Genomic DNA, 21,105 nt, shown 5'->3' on the forward strand with positions numbered 1-21,105 from the left:
AGCATTGCTCGGCTTTTTAGTTTGTGCAAAGCCTAGGTTGTTCGTTACAATAGCGACCCTTAATTGCCAAACGGACTCTGTATGAAAATTCTTGCCGATCAGAATATGCCTTTAGTTGAGCAGTACTTTGCAGACATTGGTGAAGTTGAGCGTTTTGATGGGCGACAATTAACAGCCGATCAACTAATAGACGTAGATGTGCTGCTTACTCGCTCAGTCACTCAGGTTAATAATGAGCTTTTAGCACACGCTAACAAACTAAGCTTTGTTGGCACCGCAACAATTGGTGTTGATCATATTGATACGCAATTATTAAATGATAAAAATATTGCCTTTAGTAGCGCGCCAGGCTGCAACGCAATTGCGGTAGCCGAGTATGTAATAAGCAGTTTATATGCCTTAAGCCAAGAAAACGCCCGCCCACTTAATAATCAAACAATAGGTATAGTTGGCGTAGGCAGTATTGGCAGTTGTTTGGCGCAAAAATTACAAGCGCTGAATTTAACTGTACTTTTATGTGATCCAATAAAACATGCGCAAGGCTTATTAAACGAGCACGTAGCACTTGATCAATTACTTGCGCAGTCAGATATTGTAACTTTTCATGTTCCGCTTATAAAAAGTGGCGAGCATAAAACGCTACATATGATGGATAAAGCCAGATTAAAAGCGCTCAAACCCGGGCTTACGTTAATTAATGCAAGCCGTGGTGATGTGATTGACAATCAAGCATTATTAGAAGTGATGCAAGCGGGTGCCGATTTAGATTTAGTGCTTGATGTATGGGAAAACGAACCCACTATTTTAACTGAGCTACTAGAGCATGTGCGCTATGCAAGCGTTCACATTGCAGGGCACACCCTTGAAGGGAAAGCCCGTGGTACACAAATATTGTATCAAAAGTTTTGTGAACTCAAAGGGATAGAAGCAACAAAGTCGCTCGACGAGTTTTTACCCGTGCCTGCAATTACGCAAGCTACATTAGGACAAAGTTTTAATGAAGCTGATATTGCGCGTTTGGTGCATTTAATTTACGACGTACGCCGTGATGACGGTATTTTACTGCGTGATTTAGCGAATAACGGTTTTGATAGTTTACGTAAAAACTACCCTGTAAGACGAGAATTTAGCACTTTAATAATACAAGGTGATAGCTCGCAGCTAGCCGCTTTAGCCCAGCTTGGGTTTACTGTTGCAAACTAATTTAACTAGCGATGTTGTTTTAATATCGCTTAAAGAGGAATAAATATGTCGCAAAAATATAACGTTGTGGTACTTGGTGCTACAGGTTTAGTTGGTCGTCAAATCATTGAAACATTAGCAGATCGTAAATTTCCAGTGGATCAACTTTTTTTACTTGCTAGCAGCCGCAGCGCAGGCGAAGACATTAAGTTTTGTGGTGAGACCATTGAAGTACTAGATGTTGAAGGCTTTGACTTTAGCCAAGCGCACATAGGCTTCTTCTCTGCTGGTGATAGTGTGTCAGAGCAGTACGCGCCAATTGCTGCAGATGCTGGTTGTGTAGTAATCGACAATACATCATTTTTTAGAAATGATTTTGAAGTCCCTCTAATCGTACCAGAAGTTAACGCAGCAAGCTTAGCCGATTTTAGAAATCGTAACATAATTGCCAACCCTAACTGTTCAACTATTCAGATGATGTTGGCACTAAAACCAATATACGATGCTTACGGAATTGACCGTATTAATGTATCAACATATCAAGCAGTGTCGGGCGCAGGTAAAAAAGCGGTTGATGAGTTAGCAAAGCAAACCGCTAACTTAATGAATGCCCGCCCAGTTGACAGCGATATATTTCCTAAGCAAATTGCGTTTAACGTGATCCCACAAATAGATGCATTTGAAGATAACGGCTACACCCGTGAAGAAATGAAAATGGTTAACGAAACGCATAAAATATTAGGCGATACTACCATTGCAGTAAACCCAACGTGTGTAAGAGTACCGGTGTTTTTTGGTCATTCAGAGTCAATCAATATAGAAACACGTATGCCATATGACCTTGAACACGTAAAACAGTTATTAAACGACGCGCCAGGTGTTGAGCTTATTGATGATGCGGGCGATTACCCAACAGCGGTATCTGATGCCAGCGGTAATGACACAGTTTATATTGGTCGTTTACGCGCCGATATTTCACATCCACATGGTTTAAATATGTGGGTTGTAAGCGATAATACCCGCAAAGGTGCAGCAACAAATAGCATACAAATTGCAGAAGAGCTTATTGCTAACTACATGTAATTACTTATAGCTTTAAAGCAAAAAAAGCGGTAAACATTATTTGTTTGCCGCTTTTTGTTTATATGGCTGTCAATTAATTGCCGCATATAATTTAAAAGCGTATAAAGATGTTGATGTAACAGATTTAAATACTTTTAATTATAAATTTAAGGTATTTATTTTCAAAGTGTTGCGATGGATATTAGTGGCTAACTGGTTTATAGTTTGTAACTGGAATAGAGCTTGCAATAAAAATAGATTGTAATAAAAAATGTGAGTCAGCCATTTGGTTGATAACGGCAAGAATAATCAATGTTTATGCGCCCACTTTGTGGCGCTACGTTAACATTTAAACATTAAAGGATCAGCATGCGCGGTTTAGCTTCACTTATTATATTGGCGTCTGCATTGATAGTCACTTCTGTTTACTCTCAAGACAGTACCCAACTAAAGGGGCCTAAAGGCGTTGACTATGGTGTGCAAGGACGAGCAATAGGGCCAATAAAACCGACCGATACACTCTGGCGTATTGCTGTTAAAGTTCGTCCTGATAACTCTGTAAGCATTTATCAAGTTATGCAGGCCTTGTATAACAAAAATCCAAATTCATTTTTAGAACAAAACCTTAACCACATGCAAAGTGGTGCCTATTTAAACATACCCACCTTAGCTGAAATTAAAAGTGTTAGCTCTGAGCTAGCAAGACAGCGCTCTGAACAAGACGACAAGTTATGGGAAAAAAAGAAAAACGGCACGCTAACGCAAAGCGAAATTAATACAGCTCAAACCAAAGTAACGCAAGCGCGTAAAGTTGACGTAGACGAAGCTAAAAAAGAATTACAAAAAGAATTAAATGACATAAAAACGGATCAAAGTAATAGATTAGTTGAGCTGCAACAGCAATTTAAAAGTTCGGTAAACAATGTTGAAGAAATATTAGTAGAGAATAACAAGCTTAAAAAACAACTCACAGGTATTTCACAAGAGCTAAAAAACTTACGCGAGCAACTAGGGCAAGACAGCGAAATACAGCTGCAACTTAAAGAATTAATAGTTAAACAAAATGAAATAATAGCGCAACAAAAAATCAAAGACGCCAAACAAGATGCCGAATTTGACTTAGGAGCCTTGCTATCTAATCCGCTGGTTTTAATTTTGTTAATGACTATACCTGCATTATTAATTATTTTTGCCGTTGTAATGTTGTTACGTAAACGCGCAAATAACACCGAACAAAATAACCAAGAAGATGAAGAGTTTTTACCGCAAACTCCCGTTTATAGCAGTGATGACAGCGATGATGTTGTAAGTGCAGCTAGCCACGACGATCCTATTATTCCTGATCCGTTGGATGATTTAAGTGTTCAATTAGATGACGGTATTGCGGATGACGTGCTGTTAGATGACGGTATTTCAGATGACATGCTGTTAGATGACGATGTAGCGTTTGACGACTCATTAGACGATAGCAATTTATTAGATCAAGATGAGTTAGAAAGCTTACTGAGCGATGACATCATTTTTGATGATGAAGACGGCCAAGACGATGATGAACTCGATATTTTTATGCAGCAAGGCTTTGATGAGCCTGTAGAGGACACTATTGATTTAGACTTAAACACATCACAAAACAGTGATGATATTTTAAGTGCTGATGATTTAGATAGCTTATTTGATGAAGACGATAGCTTACCAGAAATTGAATCGAGTGATAGCGACAAAGTAGCACCAGAGAGTGGGGATTCTCACGATGAAATATCTGCCTTTAGTGAAGAGTTAGCAAGTGAAGATGACGATTTTGATATTGATGATTTATTAGAATCAGAGCAATCATCAATACCAAGCAATACAGAAGAGTTGGTAGAGGAAAACGACGACTTTGACTTAGATGATATCGACAGCTTAATCGATGAAGTAAGTGAGCAGGACGATGCTCTGCCTGAAAAGCAAAGCAGCGCTACAGAGCTAGTTGAAGAAAGCGACGACTTTGATTTAGACGATATCGACAGCTTAATCGATGAAGCAAGCGAACAGGGCGATGATCTGCTTGAAGAGCAAAACAGCGCTACAGAGCTAGTTGAAGAAAATGACGACTTTGATTTAGATGATATCGACAGCTTAATTGGCGAAGCAAATGTTCAGGGCGATGATCTGCTTGAAGAGCAAAACAGCGCTACAGAGCTCGTAGAAGAAAACGACGACTTTGATTTAGATGATATCGATAGCTTAATTGACGAAGCAAGCGAACAGGGCGATGATCTGCTTGAAGGGCAAAACAGCGCTACAGAGCTCGTAGAAGAGAATGACGACTTTGATTTAGATGACATCGATAGCTTAATCGATGAAGTTAGCGAACAAAGCGATGAAAAGCAGCCAGAAACAGCGCTTGAAGAGCAAAATAATACAGCTGAGTTAGTAGAAGAAGCTGATGACTTTGACTTAGATGATATTGACGACATCGACAGCTTAATCGACGAGGTTAGTGAACAAGGCGAGGAAGAGCAGCCTGAAACAGCGCTTGAAGAGCAAAATAATACAGCTGAGTTAGTAGAAGAAGCCGATGACTTCGACTTAGATGATATTGACGATATCGACAGCTTAATCGATGAAGTAAGTGAGCAGGATGATGAAGAACAGCCTGAAGCACCGCTTGAAGAGCAAAACAATACAGCTGAGTTAGTAGAAGAAGCAGATGACTTTGACTTAGATGAAATTGACTACATCGACAGCTTAATCGACGAAGTTAGTGAACAAAGCGAGCAGGGCGAGGAAGAGCAGCCTGAAACAGCGCTTGAAGAGCAAAATAATACAGCTGAGTTAGTAGAAGAAGCCGATGACTTTGACTTAGATGAAATTGACGATATCGACAGCTTAATCGATAACTTAGACGACGACCTTGATGAACATGATGCACAAATAGATACAGCCCTTGCTGAATCAGTAGAGGATTTAGAAAAAGCGCAGCAAGAGTTAAATAGTGACGACGCTGAATCTGTTGACTCTTCATTCAGTGAAAATACAGAGTCAGCACTTGAGTCAGAACCAGAGCTTGCAGTAGAAGAGCAAGACGATTTTGGCGACTCAATTATAGAGGATTACTCAGATACATCGCAGACGTTACTCGATCCTGAAGATGCGCTTGAAGAATATAATGACGATAATTTAAAAAGTGTTGATGAGCTTTTAAATGAGCTACAACAAGCATCCGATGATGAAGAGTATGTAGAACCCCCTCAGTGGTCGGTTGATGATTTAAATGATGTAACAGAAGCCGAATTAGGTGACGACCCTCTAGGTATTGAAAATGATGAATCTGAATTATTAGCAGATGAGTCAGTGCCTGATGTAGCAGCGCCAAGCGAAGAGCTTGATGTAGACGAATACCCTGAGCTAGATCTGAATGACGATGCAATACTAACAGCAGATGAACAGCAAGCGTTTACTCCGCAAGAGCTGCAAGGCGATAACCTAGATGGTGATGCTAAAGGTATGGCCTCGAGTCAAGCTGAACAAGATCTTGCAAACTCGCTACTAGCCGGTGGTAATTTAGATAGTTTAAATGATGACTTTGACGATGAACTATTAATTGAAAATGATTTTTCAGAGCTCGATAGTGAACAACAAAATGAAGATGAATTATTAGTAATAACCTCACCACCAGAGGTTGATACAAGTAATTCGTCTGAGCAGCAATTAAATGATGACGTTAGTGATGATTTGCTTAACGAAGTAGACGATATTCAAATTGAGCAATTAAATGAAGAGTTAGATGAGAAGTTAATTGATGAGCAAACAAATGTAGACCGTGAAGCGGCATTAATGCCAACAGAGTTACCGCATAACGGTGAAGTTGCATCGGATGATGAGCTTGATGACGAGTTTATGGCCGATTTAACTCAGACCGACTTTGATGCATTACTAAATGAATTAGCCGATGCTGATGAGCTGGATATTGCAGACAGTAGTGAGTTTGACGTTGATTTTAATAACTTACTCAGTGATGAAATAGATACTGATGAATCAGCTTTAGCGCCACAGCCAACTGTTAACAGCAATACTATTGAGCAAACTAGCAAAGATGAGTTTGTAGATATTGATGCGTTATTAGAGCAAAGTGACGACGCAGATACAGAGCACGAACCTTACGATGATGTGAATATGGACGTAGGGCTAGGTGATTTTGACTCATTACTGGCCGGCGATAACCCAACAGATGTTGATGCTGAAAGTGGCGGTTATTCTGCTAAATTAGACTTAGCCCGCGCTTATATCGAAATAGATGATTTTGACTCAGCGCTTAAGGTTATCGAAGACGTTATTAATAAAGGCCCTGAAGAAGTTCAACAAGAAGCGCTTAGCTTAAAAGCTAAACTTAAATAAAATAAAGAGCATAAATTTAAAGCCCGTAATTTTATTAATTACGGGCTTTTTTAATCGGGATAGGTTTGATTATAGCGCAGCTGCTTTTATTGCATCGCTAGATAGCATAAAATGCCCCGTTCATTAGCACAGTAGGTAAAGCAGTAATTATGCGAGTAGCACTTGGAGTTGAATACAACGGCGCACGCTATAGTGGTTGGCAACGACAATCACACGTAAACAGCGTACAACAAGAAGTAGAAACAGCGTTATCGCGTATTTGTAATCATCCGGTTGCAATTGTATGCGCAGGGCGTACCGATGCCGGTGTGCATGGTACCGGGCAAGTTGTGCACTTTGATACAGATGCACCACGCGATATGGTGGCATTTACTTTAGGCATGAATACATTGTTGCCAAAAGATATTGCTATTCGTTTTGCTCAGCCAGTGGCTGATGATTTTCATGCTCGTTTTAGTGCTACAGCACGCCGTTATCGTTATGTTATTTATAATAACCCACTTCGTGGTGCGGTATTAAACGAAGGTGTTACGCACTTTCATCACACGCTTGATGAAACTAAAATGCAAGAAGCGTGTCAGTATTTAATAGGTAAATACGACTTTACGTCGTTCCGCGCTATTCACTGCCAAGCAAATACTGCTATTAGAACAATTCAGCATTTATCGGTACAGCGCCAAGGCACTTACGTTATTATAGATATTAAAGCCAATGCTTTTTTACATCATATGGTACGTAATATAACGGGTTGTTTAATGGATATAGGCTTACATAAACAACAACCTGTTTGGCTAAAAGAATTGCTAGATTTAAAAGAGCGAGCAAAGGCAAGTGCAACCGCTAAAGCTGCCGGTTTATACCTGGTAGATGTTGATTATCCTGAACAATTTAACATACCTAAAACGCCATTAGGACCTTTGTTTTTACCAGATATTAGTATTTAATTAGGTGGTTTTTAACTGTTTAATCTAAGCGCTGGCAACTACTAAGACCAGTTTTTGATACCGTGTTAGTGTAATTCATGTTTTAATTGAGAAAATTTGTTTGCATGATAAGCATGCAAGCTCGCGACACAGAACAGCATTAAGAGAGTTGCAAATGAGTTGGCTAGAAAAAATCTTACCTAAAACGACAAAAGCATCAGGTCGTAAAGAAATTCCAGAAGGTGTTTGGGCTAAGTGTACATCGTGTGATTCTATTTTGTATAAAGCCGAATTAGAAAAAGCATTGAATGTATGTCCTAAGTGCGATCATCATATGCGTATTAGTGGGCGTAAGCGCCTTGAGTATTTTTTAGATGAAGGTGACCGTGTAGAACTTGGTACACAGCACGAACCTAAAGATGTGCTTAAATTTAGAGACTCAAAAAAATACTCTGACCGTATTACAGCGGCGCAAAAATCAAGTGGTGAAAAAGACGCGCTTGTGGCAATGAAGGGACATTTAAAAGGTATTCCTGTAGCTGCTGTAGCATTTGAATTCTCATTTATGGGCGGTTCAATGGCTTCGGTAGTAGGTGCACGTTTTGTTGACGCTGTTGATCAATGCTTAGAGCATAATATGCCACTTATTTGTTTTTCGGCTTCTGGCGGCGCACGTATGCAAGAAGCACTTATTTCATTAATGCAAATGGCTAAAACCAGTGCCGCGCTTGCTAAAATGACAGAAAAAGGCTTACCATTTATTTCAGTTATGACTGATCCAACAATGGGCGGTGTTTCTGCATCGCTTGCTATGTTGGGCGACATTAACGTAGGCGAGCCAAAAGCATTAATTGGTTTTGCAGGGCCGCGTGTTATTGAGCAGACAGTGCGTGAAACACTCCCTGAAGGTTTTCAGCGTAGTGAATTCTTGCTTGAACACGGTGCAATAGACATGATTATTGACCGTCGTGAAATGCGCGATACATTGGCACGCATTTTGGCTAAGTTTATGAACTTGCCTTCTACTGAGCAAGAGCATAGAGTAGCGTAAATTTAAGCTTTATTGATCTAACGCTATGATAAAAACAATTCCTAGCCAATCATCAAGCCTTGATGATTGGCTTTTTTATTTAGAAAGTGTTCACCCTGCAAATATTGCAATGGGGCTAGAACGCGTTGCCAGTGTTGCTAATAACATTGGGCTATTAAACACCTCAAGTAAAATTATTTTGATTGCCGGTACCAATGGTAAAGGCACCACAGCACGCTGCCTAGAGTCGTTACTTTTAGCGCAAGGCCTTAGCGTAGGTACGTATGCTTCACCACATTTAACGCACTATAACGAACGTGTACGGGTAAATGGGCAAGAGCTTAGCGACCAGTATCATGTTGATGCCTTTCATTTACTAGAACAAGGGCGCAAAGATACCGCACTCACTTATTTTGAATATGGCACCTTGGCTGCGCTGGCAATTTTTAAGCGCTGTGAGGTTGACTACGTACTCTTAGAGGTAGGTTTAGGCGGGCGTTATGACGCCACTAATATTGTTACGCCTTTTGCGAGTGTTATTACCACTATCGATTTAGATCACAAAGAATACTTAGGTGATACGCGCGAACTCGTTGCTTATGACAAAGCGGGTATTTTTCGTGAAAATACGCCGGCTATTATTGGCGATTTAAATATTCCCCATACCATGACTGATTATGGCGATGAAATAAATGCCAAGATGGTTTTATCAGGGAGTGACTTTATATTTAAAGAACACGCAGATACCTTTAGCTGGCAATATCAACAGTACAACCTTGAATTAGCTAAACCAGCAATTCCTAGTCAAAATGCAGCAACAGCGTTAACCACGCTAAGTGTGTTAAATTTACTCCCGAGTGAGTCGGTGATCAAAGCCTGTTTAGCAAACCTGGTTGTGGAAGGGCGTTTTGAGCAGTTAAGCGACCAACCCTTGGTATATACCGATGTAGCGCATAATCCTGAATCGGCTCGATATTTAGCAAGTAAATTACTAAGCTACAAAGATAAAGGCTTTAAAATTCATGCATTAGTCGCTATGCTTGCTGATAAAGATAAAGCAGGTGTGCTTAAAGAAGTAAGCCATTTAGTTGATCAATGGTCGTTAGCGAGTTTAAATGGCCCTCGTGGTGATAGCGCTAGCAACTTACAAAATGCGCTACAAAGCATACCGCATAATGATATTAAGCATAGTTATAATAGCGTAGCAGCAGCACTCGATGTAATTTTGCCAACACAACAAAACGACACAGTTTTGATTGTTTTTGGTTCATTTTTTACCGTTGCTGGCGCTATTGATTACTTTAAAAAATAGAGAGAATATCGGTGAACTCAAGTTTTATAAATCGCTTAGTCGGAACAAGTATCGTGGTAATAGCAGCAATTGTGTTTATACCTAACATACTTGATGGTGAAAAAGTGCACTATAAAGAAGGCTTTAAAGCGATTCCAGAACGCTCTGAGTTCAAAACAATCGATCTGCAGCAAGAAATTGATGAAAACGTAGCCGGGGCAGACTCGTTGCAACAAGATGAGATAGAAGACATTCAAGCAGATGATATCGCTTTTGAACAACAAGCTAATATTGCTCAAAGTGACTATACATCAGAAGCTAAACTGGTAGAGGCGGTAATAGCACCTAAAGCTCAACCACAAGCAGCTGCGCCGGTACAATCAATCAAGTCACGCCAAAACAATGAGAACCTAACCAGCATGGCTTATGTCATTCAATTAGGTAGTTTTTCTCATGCCGCAAACGTAAAAGCGCTGCAAGCAAAGCTGCAAGCTAAAGGGTTCAAAACCTTTACTAAGCCAGTAAAAACGCCAAACGGTACATTAACTAAAGTATTTGTTGGCCCATCGCTTAATAAAAATGAGTTACAAAAGCAATTACCAGCACTTAAAGAGCTAACTAAGCTCAATGGTAAAATAACGCAATTTGAAGTAACCAAGTAACGTATTGCACCTAGCCTTGTGTGCAAGGTTAGGTGTTTTTATTAGTCGTATTACACTTCTCATATGTTGGTCAAAACTATTTTAATTAAGGTTAAAATTTACTGTTTTGGGCAACCAGTTATCTCCCGCTTAAACTTGCATATTAACGATGTTTAGGTATAGAATGCGCCCCAAATTAGCGACTAATTGGTTCTTATGATCTGGGTTGATTACGCCATTCTTGGCATTATTGCACTATCTACCGTCATCGGTTTAATACGCGGCTTTGTTAAAGAAGCTATGTCATTAGCTGTATGGGCTGGCGCTTTTATCATCTCTAGCTTGTTCTATCAATATTTAGCTTCCTTCCTAACTACCATTTCTGAACCCCTTTTAAGAAATGCAGCGGCCATAGCCATATTATTCTTTGTGACGCTATTGTTGGGCGGTTTACTAAACTACATTTTAGGTGAATTAGTACAGCGTACTGGTTTATCAGGCACCGACCGTGTTTTTGGCATAGTGTTTGGTGCTCTTCGAGGCGTGTTGGTCGTGAGCGCGTTACTCTTCTTTCTTGATGCTTTTACAGGTGCGCCTAGTACGCATTGGTGGGGCAACTCTATTTTGATTCCGGAATTTGGCTTTGTTGTTGAATGGTTTTTTTCATACCTTGAAAACAACTCAAGCTTTTTAAATTCAGTAAACCGTTAATCGGCGAGGATAAATTACATGTGTGGTATCGTTGGAATAGTCGGAACATCGCCAGTTAATCAGGCGATTTATGATGGCTTAACTGTTTTGCAGCACCGCGGCCAAGACGCCGCGGGTATTATTACCATTGACAACAATACGTTTAGCTTACGCAAAGCAAATGGTTTAGTGAGAGATGTATTTCACACTCGCCATATGAAACGATTGCAGGGAACAATTGGCATAGGCCATGTTCGTTACCCAACAGCAGGCTCGTCAAGCTCATCAGAAGCGCAGCCATTTTATGTAAACTCTCCTTTTGGTATTGCATTAGCACATAATGGCAACCTAACGAATGCAGAAGAGTTAAAAGAGCAATTGTTTTCAGAAGCACGACGCCATGTAAACACCACCTCTGACTCAGAAATATTGCTTAATATTCTTGCGCATGAGTTAAGTAAATCAAACAAGCTACAGCTTGGCGCAGAAGATATTTTTACCGCTATTACCGAAGTAAATAACAAAGTGAATGGCGGCTATGCTGCTATCGCGATGATTATTGGCCACGGTGTGGTGGCGTTTCGTGACCCTAACGGTATTCGTCCATTGGTATTTGGTAAACGCGAAAGCGCAAAAGGCACCGAATACATGTTTGCTTCAGAAAGTGTTGCACTAAAACAAGATGGTTTTGAATTTATTCGTGATGTAGCACCAGGTGAAGCTATTTATGTAACCGAAAACGGTGAATTTCACTCGTTAAGCTGTGCAGATAAAGTATCTTATTCACCATGTATTTTTGAGTTTGTTTATTTTGCTCGCCCCGATTCAACCATTGACCGTATGTCTGTTTATGCAGCACGGGTAAATATGGGAACTAAATTGGGTGAAAAAATAGCACGTGAGTGGGCTGATAAAGACATTGATGTGGTTATTCCTATTCCTGAAACATCGTGTGATATTGCTCTCGAAATAGCCCGTGTTCTTGATTTACCTTACCGCCAAGGTTTTGTTAAAAACCGTTACATTGGCCGCACATTTATTATGCCAGGCCAAGAGTTACGTAAAAAATCGGTGCGTCAAAAGTTAAATGCCATAGATCGTGAGTTTAAAGGTAAAAACGTATTACTGGTTGATGACTCAATTGTGCGTGGTACTACCTCAGCGCAAATAGTTGAAATGGCTAGAGAGTCGGGTGCTAAAAATGTTTATTTTGCATCAGCTGCTCCTGAAATACGTTTTCCTAATGTGTACGGTATTGATATGCCATCTGCAGCCGAGCTGATTGCTCATGGCCGTGAAGTGGAAGATATTAATGCAAGTATTGGTTCTGACGGTTTGATTTTTCAGTCATTAAAAGATTTGATTGCAGCGGTTGGCAAAGAAAACCCTGAAATCACTAAATTTGAAACATCAGTATTCGATGGCCAATATATAACTGGCGACATTGATCAAGATTACTTAAATCGTATTGATAAAATGCGTAATGACTCTGCAAAAAGTACTCGCGAAAATGCGATGTCTGCAGGGTTAGAGATTCATAATCAAGATGAAAACGAATCAGACTAATCGTTAAAAATATTTAAATAAAAAAGGAGCTAATTAGCTCCTTTTTTTTGTGCAAAAAAGCACAAATACTTTTACTCCAACGCGGTGCAGTGCTTATGTAAACATGGGGCTCACTATTCCATTAGTCCATAGCATAGCGGTAACCGCTAAAATAATAACCAGTAAAATTAAGCCACAAGTTACTACAGAGCTTGCGTAAATAAAGCCTCGTTCTTCTGGTATATGCATTAATATTGGCACACCGGTATAAAGTAAGTACACCGAGTAAGCCAAAGCAACCATGCCTACGCACACCACAAACCATAAATGTGGTAAAAAAGCAGCTAGTGCCGACATAAACACCGGGGTTGCAGTATAAGCTGCTAGTTCGAGAGCTTGAGTGAAAGTGGGCTGAGCACCAAAGGTTACTCCCATCCAGTGGGCTAAATAAGCCAAAGCAAATATACCCGCAATTAGCGCCACATACATTGCAATTGCAATAAGTAGTGCACTGTCATGGGTTAAAAATACGGGGTTTCCTGTACCTATACTCCATCCTAAATATACCGATGAATAGTACCCCATAACCGAGGGAAACAGCGCTATCAACACAATATGCGAGAGGCTATAAGTTAGGCTTTCATGGCGATTATCAATTGTTTGCCATTCTTCAAGTGGGTGAGCGTAAAGCCCCCATAGGTGGTTTAGTATCATAGTGTTTACTCCATAAAAGTAACTTATTAGTTTTTTACTGTTTTATTTTTATACAGTCACTATACAGTTATGGTTCACTTGCAATACAAAGTCAAGGCAACATTGTATTAACATTTTGAAGTTGTAAATGATACCCATGTAAAAGTAGGCCGTGGTGATCTTTTAAAAAGGTTTCATGGTAAAATCGTTATTAAGTTTAAAGTTATACTGAGATATGCAAAAAGTGTCTACGCAACAATTATTAGCGCCAATTTTAAGTTTTTTAAAATGCGAAACCCCACAGCAGTGGGTTGATGAAGCGATAAAAAAAGAAAATTTATCGATTATATTAATCGACCATTTGATATGTGAATTAAAAGCAGCGCAATCAGCGATGTTTTTAATTCGTAAGTATGCGGTGGATAAAGAAAGTAGCGACGCTCTGCTTGAGTGGCTAAAACCGTTTGAAACATTAATTTATAAACGTGAAGGCAATTGGCGTGACTTAGCGGCTAAAAACAAGCTTACCAAGGCTATTATTCCTAAATCTAACTCGCCGTATGGGCAAGAGTTAATCGATAAAATGGTGATGCTAATAAAAGAAGAGTTGCATCATTTTTATCAAGTATTAGAAATTATGGACGAGTACGGTGTTGAATATAGAAGTATTACCCCATGTCGTTATGCTAAAGGTATGCTGCGCAATGTAAAAACCTTTGAGCCAGATGCTCTGGTCGATAAGCTTATAGTGGGTGCTTACATTGAGGCGCGATCGTGTGAGCGTTTTGCTAAGCTTGCTCCGCATGTAGATAAACGTTTAGGTGACTTTTATATATCGCTATTGCGCTCAGAAGCGCGACATTATCAAGATTATTTAACGCTGGCGCAAGAAATTGCCGACTTTGATATTACCGAGCGAGTGCAGTTTTTTGCAGAAAAAGAACGTGAGCTCATTGCAACGCCCGATACCGACTTTAAATTTCATAGCGGTATTCCTGCATTAAAAAACTAACCTTTTGTAGCACTCATTTTACGCCTTAAAAGGAGTGCTAATTAACTTTTGAGCCTGTGGTGTAACCACTAAAGATGAGCCTTGGGTGTACCAGTCACCTAAAACCGTACGCGTTAAAGTTTCTTGGTTTACTGTGTAAGTATGCACATTAGGGCGATGAGTATGACCGTGGATCATATTAGTGACCTGGTACTTAGCAAAAGTAGCGAGTACGGCGTCATCAATCACATCGAGTATTTCAAGGGGTTTATTGGCTTGGCTAAGTTTACTTTTTTCACGTGCATTACGGGCTATTTTTTTACGATACCATAGTGGCATAGCCAACATTAGTTTTGGCCACCACCATCCGCGGCTTTTACGACGAAACTTTTGGTACTCTATATCTTGAGTACACATTTCATCGCCATGTAAAATAACCGTTGGTGTACCGTATAAATCTATTACGGTTTGCTCATCAAGTAAGGTCATGCCTGCCATTGCGGCATACTTGTCGCGCATAATAAAGTCGCGATTACCATGAATAAAATAAACCGGTGTACCGCCATCACTGACTGCTTTTAAATGCTTTGCTACATTAGCGCTCAGCGTTGTAATGTAATCGTCGCCAACCCATACTTCAAAAAAATCACCTAAAATGTACAGTGCATCTACATCTTGATTAAGTATGTGCGTATTTAAAAAGCTAAAAAATGCCGCGCTAATATCAGGGCGGTTTTCACTTAGATGTAAATCGGCAATAAAATAAGTTTTGCGAGTCATAGATGAGTCTTTTTAGATAAAATAAAAGCGGGCTTATATAAATTAAGTAAATATTTAAACTTAATTTATATTAATACCCGCTTATATACTCACATAATGTGAGTAAACGCTATTAGTTAACAGTAACGCTTTCGATAATTACATCTTCAAGTGGTACGTCTTGATGAAAGCCGTTGCTACCAGTTGCTACGCCTTTAATTTTATTAACTATGTCCATGCCTTCAACAACTTCAGCAAATACACAGTAACCCCAGCCTTGCGACGTTTCGCTGCTGTGGTTTAAAAAATCGTTGTCGTTAACGTTAATGAAAAATTGCGCTGTAGCTGAATGAGGATCAGGCGTACGTGCCATTGCTAAAGTACCTACTTTATTTGATAGGCCATTGTTAGCTTCATTTTTAATTGGATCATTTACTTCTTTTTGATCCATACCAGGGATAAAACCACCGCCTTGAACCATAAAACCATCGATTACACGATGAAAGATAGTGCCGTTGAAAAAGCCAGCATTTGCATACTCTAAAAAGTTTTTAACTGTGTTTGGAGCTTCTTGATCAAACATTTTAATGGTGATGTCACCAAAATTAGTGTGTAGAACAACCATGAGGTTTCCTGTATCTGGTTTAAATAGTCGCGCTATTTTATCTCAGTTAGCTAAGATTAACAAAGTAGATGTTTGCTTTGTTATAAAGCGCTAGAGCAGGGGCTTTTCAAGTGGTAACATAGCTGTTCAAGTTAATAGTCAAGGACTCAAAGTAAATGGTTAATATATACAACACACTAACGCGACAAAAAGAGCAATTTAAACCAATGGTCGAAGGCAAAATCGACATGTATGTGTGTGGTATCACCATTTATGATTACTGTCATATTGGGCATGCGCGTACCTTTGTTGGCTTCGATGTGATTGTTCGCTACCTTCGCCATATTGGTTATGATTTAAAATATGTGCGTAATATTACCGATGTTGATGACAAAATAATTAAACGCGCTAACGAAAATGGCGAGTCAATAAACGACTTAACTGTGCGCATGACGAAAGCCATGCATGAAGATTTTGATAGTTTAAACATGTTACGCCCCGATGTTGAACCAACAGTAACTGCGCACATGGATGAAATTATTGAAATGGTTGAGCGCTTAATCACCAAAGGCCATGCTTATGTTGCTGCCGATGGTGATGTATTGTTTGATGTTTCTACCTTTGAGCAGTACGGCGCATTATCGCAGCAAGATTTAACCATGCTGCAATCAGGATCGCGTGTTGAGGTTGCTCAAGATAAAGACGATCCGCTTGATTTTGTATTGTGGAAAAAAGCCAAAGCGGGTGAGCCATCATGGTCATCTCCATGGGGCGAAGGGCGTCCAGGTTGGCATATTGAATGTTCTGCTATGAGCTCAAAGCATTTGGGTGAGCATTTTGATATTCATGGTGGGGGTTCTGACTTACAGTTTCCGCATCACGAAAACGAAATTGCACAATCGTGCTGTGCAAATAATGGCAAGTATGTAAATACTTGGATCCACACGGGTATGGTGCAAGTAAATAAAGAAAAAATGTCTAAATCGTTAGATAACTTTTTTACTGTGCGTGAAGTGTTAAAACAGTACGATGCAGAATCAGTACGTTACTTTTTAATCTCGGGCCATTACCGCAGCCAGCTAAATTATTCGCAAGAAAATTTAGATCAAGCTCGCTCATCACTTGAGCGTATTTATACAGCACTTCGTGGGGTTGAACCGGTAGCGTGTGAGCTTGATGACAACGAGTATGTTATTAAGTTTAGAAAGGCGATGGATGATGACTTTAATACACCAGAAGCATTACCTGTGTTGTTTGAGCTAGCTAAAGAGCTAAACCGCGTAAAAGATATTGATAGCCAGCAAGCAGGGCAGTTAGCATTTATACTAGGTAGCATAAGCGAAGTGCTAGGTGTTGCTCAGCAGGACCCAGAAGCCTTTTTACAAGGTGGGCAAGACGATGATGAAGTAGCACAAATTGAAGCGCTAATAGTTAAGCGTAACGATGCGCGTGCTAGTAAAAACTGGGCTGCTGCTGATGAAGCGCGCGATGCACTTAGTGCGTTAGGCGTAATACTAGAAGATTCAGCCGGTAAAACCACTTGGCGTAAAGCGTAATTGGTTTATTTCAAAAATAATAACTAACTTTATTAGTTGCATTAAAAAGGGTTGCCACTTGGCAACCCTTTTTTGATTCTGTTAGCGTTTAGCTATGATATTTTTCACACGCTTCGAGGGTGTTTTCAATCAAGCTTGCCACTGTCATAGGGCCTACACCACCAGGTACAGGGGTAATAAAGTCAGCTTTTTGCTCAGCAACACTATATTCAACATCACCCACTAACTTACCGCTATCTAAGCGGTTAATACCTACATCAATAACAATCGCACCTTCTTTAACCCAGTCACCAGGAATAAATTCAGGTTTACCAACTGCAACCACTAATAAATCGGCCCGACGAACATGGGTTTCTAAGTCTTGTGTAAACTTATGACAAACAGTGGTAGTGCAACCAGCTAACAATAGCTCTAGTGCCATAGGACGCCCTACAATATTGGATGCACCTACAACCACAGCATGCAATCCTTTATAACGCACACCCGTTGAGTCAAGTAAGGTAATAATACCTTTTGGTGTACAAGGACGAAGGGCTGGCATACGTTGGGCTAGTCGGCCTATATTGTAAGGATGAAAACCATCTACATCTTTATGCGGGGTAATACGTTCAAGAATCTTTTCTACATCAAGACCTTCAGGTAAAGGGAGTTGTACTAAAATACCGTCTATTTCTTGATCGTTGTTTAATTCATCAATTAACTCTAATAGTGTTTGCTCAGTGGTATTTGCTGGTAAATCAAAAGATTTAGAGATAAAACCAACTTCTTCACAGGCTTTACGTTTTGAGCCAACATAAACCTGACTCGCAGGGTCGAGTCCTACAAGCACTACTGCAAGACCGGGCGCACGAAGGTTTTGTGCTACTCGCTCTGAAACGCGTTGTGCAACTGCGCTACGTACTTGTTTTGCTATTGCTTTACCATCAATGATGTTTGCCGTCATGGGTGACCTTTAATTAGGGTTAATTAACTTGATACAGATACTTAAAATGGATATACAAAAAATAGGGGTAATGTAATAAAGAAATACTTACTTTATTAAATCCATTTTTAATATGTTTACTATTTTCGCAGAAAAGCACTAAAGCGCCAAGTTGCTTTTAGCTAATAGCGTATTTGATTATACAAAATAGTCTAAATTTCAGCCGGCTATTAGGTTATTCTGGCTATTATGAACTAAAAGTGAGCAATTGAATTGTTTTCTTAAAAAAACGTTTGACCTAACCCAGCCAAATCACTATTATGCACCCCGTTGTCAACGAGGTCACTCGCTAACAATTATAAGCATCGGCGATTAGCGCAGTTTGGTAGCGCACTTGGTTTGGGTCCAAGGGGTCGCAGGTTCAAATCCTGCATCGCCGACCACTTTCTTAAGTAATTAAGCTAAGTGGATATTATTTGGGTATTAATGCAATAGTACATTTGCACAAAGCCATTGTACTTACGTAATTAGCTTATTGGTAAACTATGAAGTTTTCGATGCGCCCATAGCTCAGCTGGATAGAGCAACGCCCTTCTAAGGCGTGGGTCGAAGGTTCGAATCCTTCTGGGTGCACCATTTGAAAACAAGTAAATACCGTGGTGATTGTAGCTCAGTTGGTAGAGCCCCGGATTGTGATTCCGGTTGTCGTGGGTTCGAGCCCCATCAGTCACCCCAATTTACAAAGAGTATCGGCGATTAGCGCAGTTTGGTAGCGCACTTGGTTTGGGTCCAAGGGGTCGCAGGTTCAAATCCTGCATCGCCGACCATTTTCTTATAAATGGTCTTAAATACAAAGTTTAAGTATTCAAAAGTTAAGTATAAAAAATATATCGGCGATTAGCGCAGTTTGGTAGCGCACTTGGTTTGGGTCCAAGGGGTCGCAGGTTCAAATCCTGCATCGCCGACCATTTTCTTTTTAACAATAATAAATGAAAATGGTTTTGATATTACACGCACTACTCACTTCAAAATCAGTATTATCGAGCACTTTGTTAAAGCAGAGATTGTTAATATTCGAAAATAAATAATAAAAACTCACTAATAAACTATTTTAGAACTTATAAACTATAACTTTATACTTTTGATTAGCTGCTAAATTAGCCTGTTTTTTATTCGCTTGATTACTAATAACACAATTGTGCTTCAAAAAATTGTTTCCTACACTCGACTATCATCAATATTACGTTATAATGCCGCGTCTATTATTTTAATATAGTGCCCGCAGGGCAGAGCAGCAATGGTATCTGGTGGTAGCGACGAATGTTTTTAAGCCACAAAGGTTTAAATTTTATCAAGACTCCTAAAGATGACTTTGTGTGTAAAGAAGGCGAACAGTCGCCAAAATTGAAGATTGAGGTAAATCATGCAAGTTTCTGTTGAGACGACCCAAGGCCTTGAGCGCCGTCTGACCATCACCGTTCCTGCAGAGAACGTTGAGAATGAAGTAAAAAAACGCTTACAACAACTGTCAAAAACGCAGCGTATTGATGGCTTCCGTGCTGGTAAAGTTCCAGCATCAGTAATTAACAAGCGTTTTGGACCAGCAGTTCGTCAAGAAGTTGCTGGCGAAGTAATGCAACGTAATTTCTATGAAGCAATTGTTTCAGAAAAAATTAACCCAGCTGGCGCACCAACATTTGCTCCAAAAGCACTTGAAGCTGGTAAAGATTTAGAGTTTTCGGCTACGTTTGAAGTTTACCCTGAAGTTGAAGTTCAAGGTTTAGACAAAATTACAGTTGAAAAACCAGCCGTAACAGTAACTGACGAAGATTTAGCTAACATGCTAGAAACACTTCGTAAGCAACACGCAGACTGGGCTGAAGTTGATACAGCTGCTGGCGAAAACGACCGTGTAACGGTTGATTTTGTAGGTACTATCGACGGTGAAGTATTTGAAGGCGGCAAAGCTGAAGACTTCCCATTAGAACTTGGCCAAGGTCGTATGATCCCAGGTTTTGAAGATAATATCGTAGGTAAAAAAGCAGGCGAAGAAGCAATTGCTGACGTAACTTTCCCTGATGATTACCATGCTGAAAACTTAAAAGGTAAAGCGGCTCAATTCACTATCACAGTGAAAAAAGTTGAAGCGCAAGAGTTACCTGAATTAAGCGAAGAATTTGCAACTAAATTCGGTGTTACCGAAGGTGGTGTTGACGCGCTTAAAGTTGAAGTTAAAAAGAACATGACACGTGAGCTAGACCAAGCGGTTAAAGCTAACGTTAAAGATCAAGCTATTAAAGGTCTTTTAGCGAACAACGAAATTGAAGTGCCTAAAGCACTAGTTGATCAAGAAGTTGACGCATTACGTCAGCAAGCTGCTCAACGTTTTGGTGGTGATGCGCAAAACATGCCTGAGCTTCCTGCTGAATTGTTCCATGAGCAAGCAGTAACACGTGTTAAAACTGGCCTTTTATTAGGTGAAGTGATTAAAGCTAACGAGATTAAAGTTGACGACGCTAAAGTTGAAGCATTAATCGCAACGGTAGCTTCTGCATACGAGGATCCAACTGAAGTAGTAGAATACTACAAAGCGAATGATCAACTTATGCAGCAAATGCGTAATGTAGCAATGGAAGAGCAAGCTGTTGAGGCTATCTTAGCTAAAGCAACTGTGACTGACGTTGAAACAGCATTTGACGACATCATGAATCCACAGCAAGGTGCTTAATAAGTCATTGACTTAAGTGCTCGCTAACGATTAAATGGCTCGTGTTACTCTGTTTATGCAGTGTGCTCGGGCCATTTTAGTTTGTGGTTCTTAATTTGCGAAAAATGA

16 protein-coding genes and 5 tRNA genes are annotated in these 21,105 nt (G+C 39.9%); 17 read left to right on the top strand and 4 right to left on the bottom strand.

Annotated elements, in window-relative coordinates:
- The first annotated feature begins 81 nt into the window (after nt 1-81).
- The 9 genes from I6E78_RS05570 to purF all read left to right on the top strand — a co-directional run bounded on the left by I6E78_RS05570 (nt 82) and on the right by purF (nt 12,765).
- Nucleotides 82-1,203 (top strand): 4-phosphoerythronate dehydrogenase, encoded by a 1,122-nt coding sequence (locus I6E78_RS05570; RefSeq protein WP_197182133.1) that lies wholly within the window; start codon nt 82-84, stop codon nt 1,201-1,203.
- 45 nt (nt 1,204-1,248) lie between these two features.
- Nucleotides 1,249-2,265 carry an aspartate-semialdehyde dehydrogenase gene (locus tag I6E78_RS05575; RefSeq protein WP_197182134.1) on the top strand — a complete coding sequence of 339 codons (1,017 nt, stop codon included), beginning with the start codon at nt 1,249-1,251 and terminating at the stop codon, nt 2,263-2,265.
- A 348-nt stretch (nt 2,266-2,613) separates the two neighbouring features.
- On the top strand, nt 2,614-6,624 hold the full coding sequence (locus I6E78_RS05580) for a FimV/HubP family polar landmark protein (RefSeq protein WP_197182135.1): 4,011 nt from the start codon (nt 2,614-2,616) through the stop codon (nt 6,622-6,624).
- Nucleotides 6,625-6,773: 149 nt separating this feature from the next.
- Entirely contained in the window at nt 6,774-7,568 is a 795-nt protein-coding gene (gene truA / locus I6E78_RS05585) for a tRNA pseudouridine(38-40) synthase TruA (protein ID WP_086998470.1), read from the top strand.
- A 154-nt stretch (nt 7,569-7,722) separates the two neighbouring features.
- The gene (accD, locus tag I6E78_RS05590; protein ID WP_011328732.1) at nt 7,723-8,598 is read left to right on the top strand and encodes an acetyl-CoA carboxylase, carboxyltransferase subunit beta; all 876 of its coding nucleotides are present in this window, start codon (nt 7,723-7,725) and stop codon (nt 8,596-8,598) included.
- Nucleotides 8,599-8,623: 25 nt separating this feature from the next.
- Nucleotides 8,624-9,889: a bifunctional tetrahydrofolate synthase/dihydrofolate synthase gene (gene folC, locus I6E78_RS05595; protein ID WP_197182136.1), complete on the top strand. Its 1,266-nt coding sequence runs from the start codon at nt 8,624-8,626 to the stop codon at nt 9,887-9,889.
- Nucleotides 9,890-9,900: 11 nt separating this feature from the next.
- Entirely contained in the window at nt 9,901-10,530 is a 630-nt protein-coding gene (locus I6E78_RS05600; protein WP_197182137.1) for an SPOR domain-containing protein, read from the top strand.
- 195 nt (nt 10,531-10,725) lie between these two features.
- Nucleotides 10,726-11,220 carry a CvpA family protein gene (locus I6E78_RS05605; RefSeq protein ID WP_058373811.1) on the top strand — a complete coding sequence of 165 codons (495 nt, stop codon included), beginning with the start codon at nt 10,726-10,728 and terminating at the stop codon, nt 11,218-11,220.
- Nucleotides 11,221-11,238: 18 nt separating this feature from the next.
- Nucleotides 11,239-12,765: an amidophosphoribosyltransferase gene (gene purF / locus I6E78_RS05610; RefSeq protein ID WP_089368566.1), complete on the top strand. Its 1,527-nt coding sequence runs from the start codon at nt 11,239-11,241 to the stop codon at nt 12,763-12,765.
- Between the two features lie 93 nt (nt 12,766-12,858).
- On the opposite strand, the gene I6E78_RS05615 is transcribed toward purF, so the two are convergent.
- On the bottom strand, nt 12,859-13,458 hold the full coding sequence (locus I6E78_RS05615; protein ID WP_011328727.1) for a Yip1 family protein: 600 nt from the start codon (nt 13,456-13,458) through the stop codon (nt 12,859-12,861).
- 223 nt (nt 13,459-13,681) lie between these two features.
- Between I6E78_RS05615 and miaE the strand changes: the two genes are divergently transcribed.
- Complete coding sequence (miaE, locus tag I6E78_RS05620) at nt 13,682-14,449, top strand: tRNA isopentenyl-2-thiomethyl-A-37 hydroxylase MiaE (protein WP_011328726.1); 768 nt, start codon at nt 13,682-13,684, stop codon at nt 14,447-14,449.
- 18 nt (nt 14,450-14,467) lie between these two features.
- Here miaE and I6E78_RS05625 read toward each other — a convergent pair whose 3' ends face one another.
- Nucleotides 14,468-15,208 carry a UDP-2,3-diacylglucosamine diphosphatase gene (locus I6E78_RS05625; RefSeq protein WP_197182138.1) on the bottom strand — a complete coding sequence of 247 codons (741 nt, stop codon included), beginning with the start codon at nt 15,206-15,208 and terminating at the stop codon, nt 14,468-14,470.
- A gap of 112 nt (nt 15,209-15,320) precedes the next feature.
- Nucleotides 15,321-15,812, bottom strand: coding sequence for a peptidylprolyl isomerase (locus I6E78_RS05630; protein ID WP_011328724.1), 492 nt, complete (start codon nt 15,810-15,812; stop codon nt 15,321-15,323).
- 155 nt (nt 15,813-15,967) lie between these two features.
- Here I6E78_RS05630 and cysS point away from each other — a divergent pair, with 155 nt between their 5' ends.
- Entirely contained in the window at nt 15,968-17,347 is a 1,380-nt protein-coding gene (gene cysS, locus I6E78_RS05635) for a cysteine--tRNA ligase (protein ID WP_086993300.1), read from the top strand.
- 88 nt (nt 17,348-17,435) lie between these two features.
- Here cysS and folD read toward each other — a convergent pair whose 3' ends face one another.
- The gene (gene folD, locus I6E78_RS05640; protein WP_011328722.1) at nt 17,436-18,290 is read right to left on the bottom strand and encodes a bifunctional methylenetetrahydrofolate dehydrogenase/methenyltetrahydrofolate cyclohydrolase FolD; all 855 of its coding nucleotides are present in this window, start codon (nt 18,288-18,290) and stop codon (nt 17,436-17,438) included.
- A gap of 345 nt (nt 18,291-18,635) precedes the next feature.
- On the opposite strand from folD, the gene I6E78_RS05645 reads away from it, so the two are divergent.
- The 6 genes from I6E78_RS05645 to tig all read left to right on the top strand — a co-directional run bounded on the left by I6E78_RS05645 (nt 18,636) and on the right by tig (nt 20,997).
- Nucleotides 18,636-18,712, top strand: a tRNA-Pro gene (locus I6E78_RS05645).
- Nucleotides 18,713-18,828: 116 nt separating this feature from the next.
- A tRNA-Arg gene (locus I6E78_RS05650) sits at nt 18,829-18,905 on the top strand.
- Between the two features lie 23 nt (nt 18,906-18,928).
- Nucleotides 18,929-19,004 (top strand) — tRNA-His (locus I6E78_RS05655).
- Between the two features lie 15 nt (nt 19,005-19,019).
- A tRNA-Pro gene (locus I6E78_RS05660) sits at nt 19,020-19,096 on the top strand.
- 64 nt (nt 19,097-19,160) lie between these two features.
- Nucleotides 19,161-19,237: transfer RNA gene (locus tag I6E78_RS05665), tRNA-Pro, on the top strand.
- A gap of 455 nt (nt 19,238-19,692) precedes the next feature.
- Entirely contained in the window at nt 19,693-20,997 is a 1,305-nt protein-coding gene (gene tig / locus I6E78_RS05670; protein ID WP_011328721.1) for a trigger factor, read from the top strand.
- The last annotated feature ends 108 nt before the right edge of the window (nt 20,998-21,105 follow it).

The sequence above is a fragment of the Pseudoalteromonas sp. NZS127 genome (assembly GCF_015864805.1).
GTDB lineage: Bacteria > Pseudomonadota > Gammaproteobacteria > Enterobacterales > Alteromonadaceae > Pseudoalteromonas > Pseudoalteromonas nigrifaciens.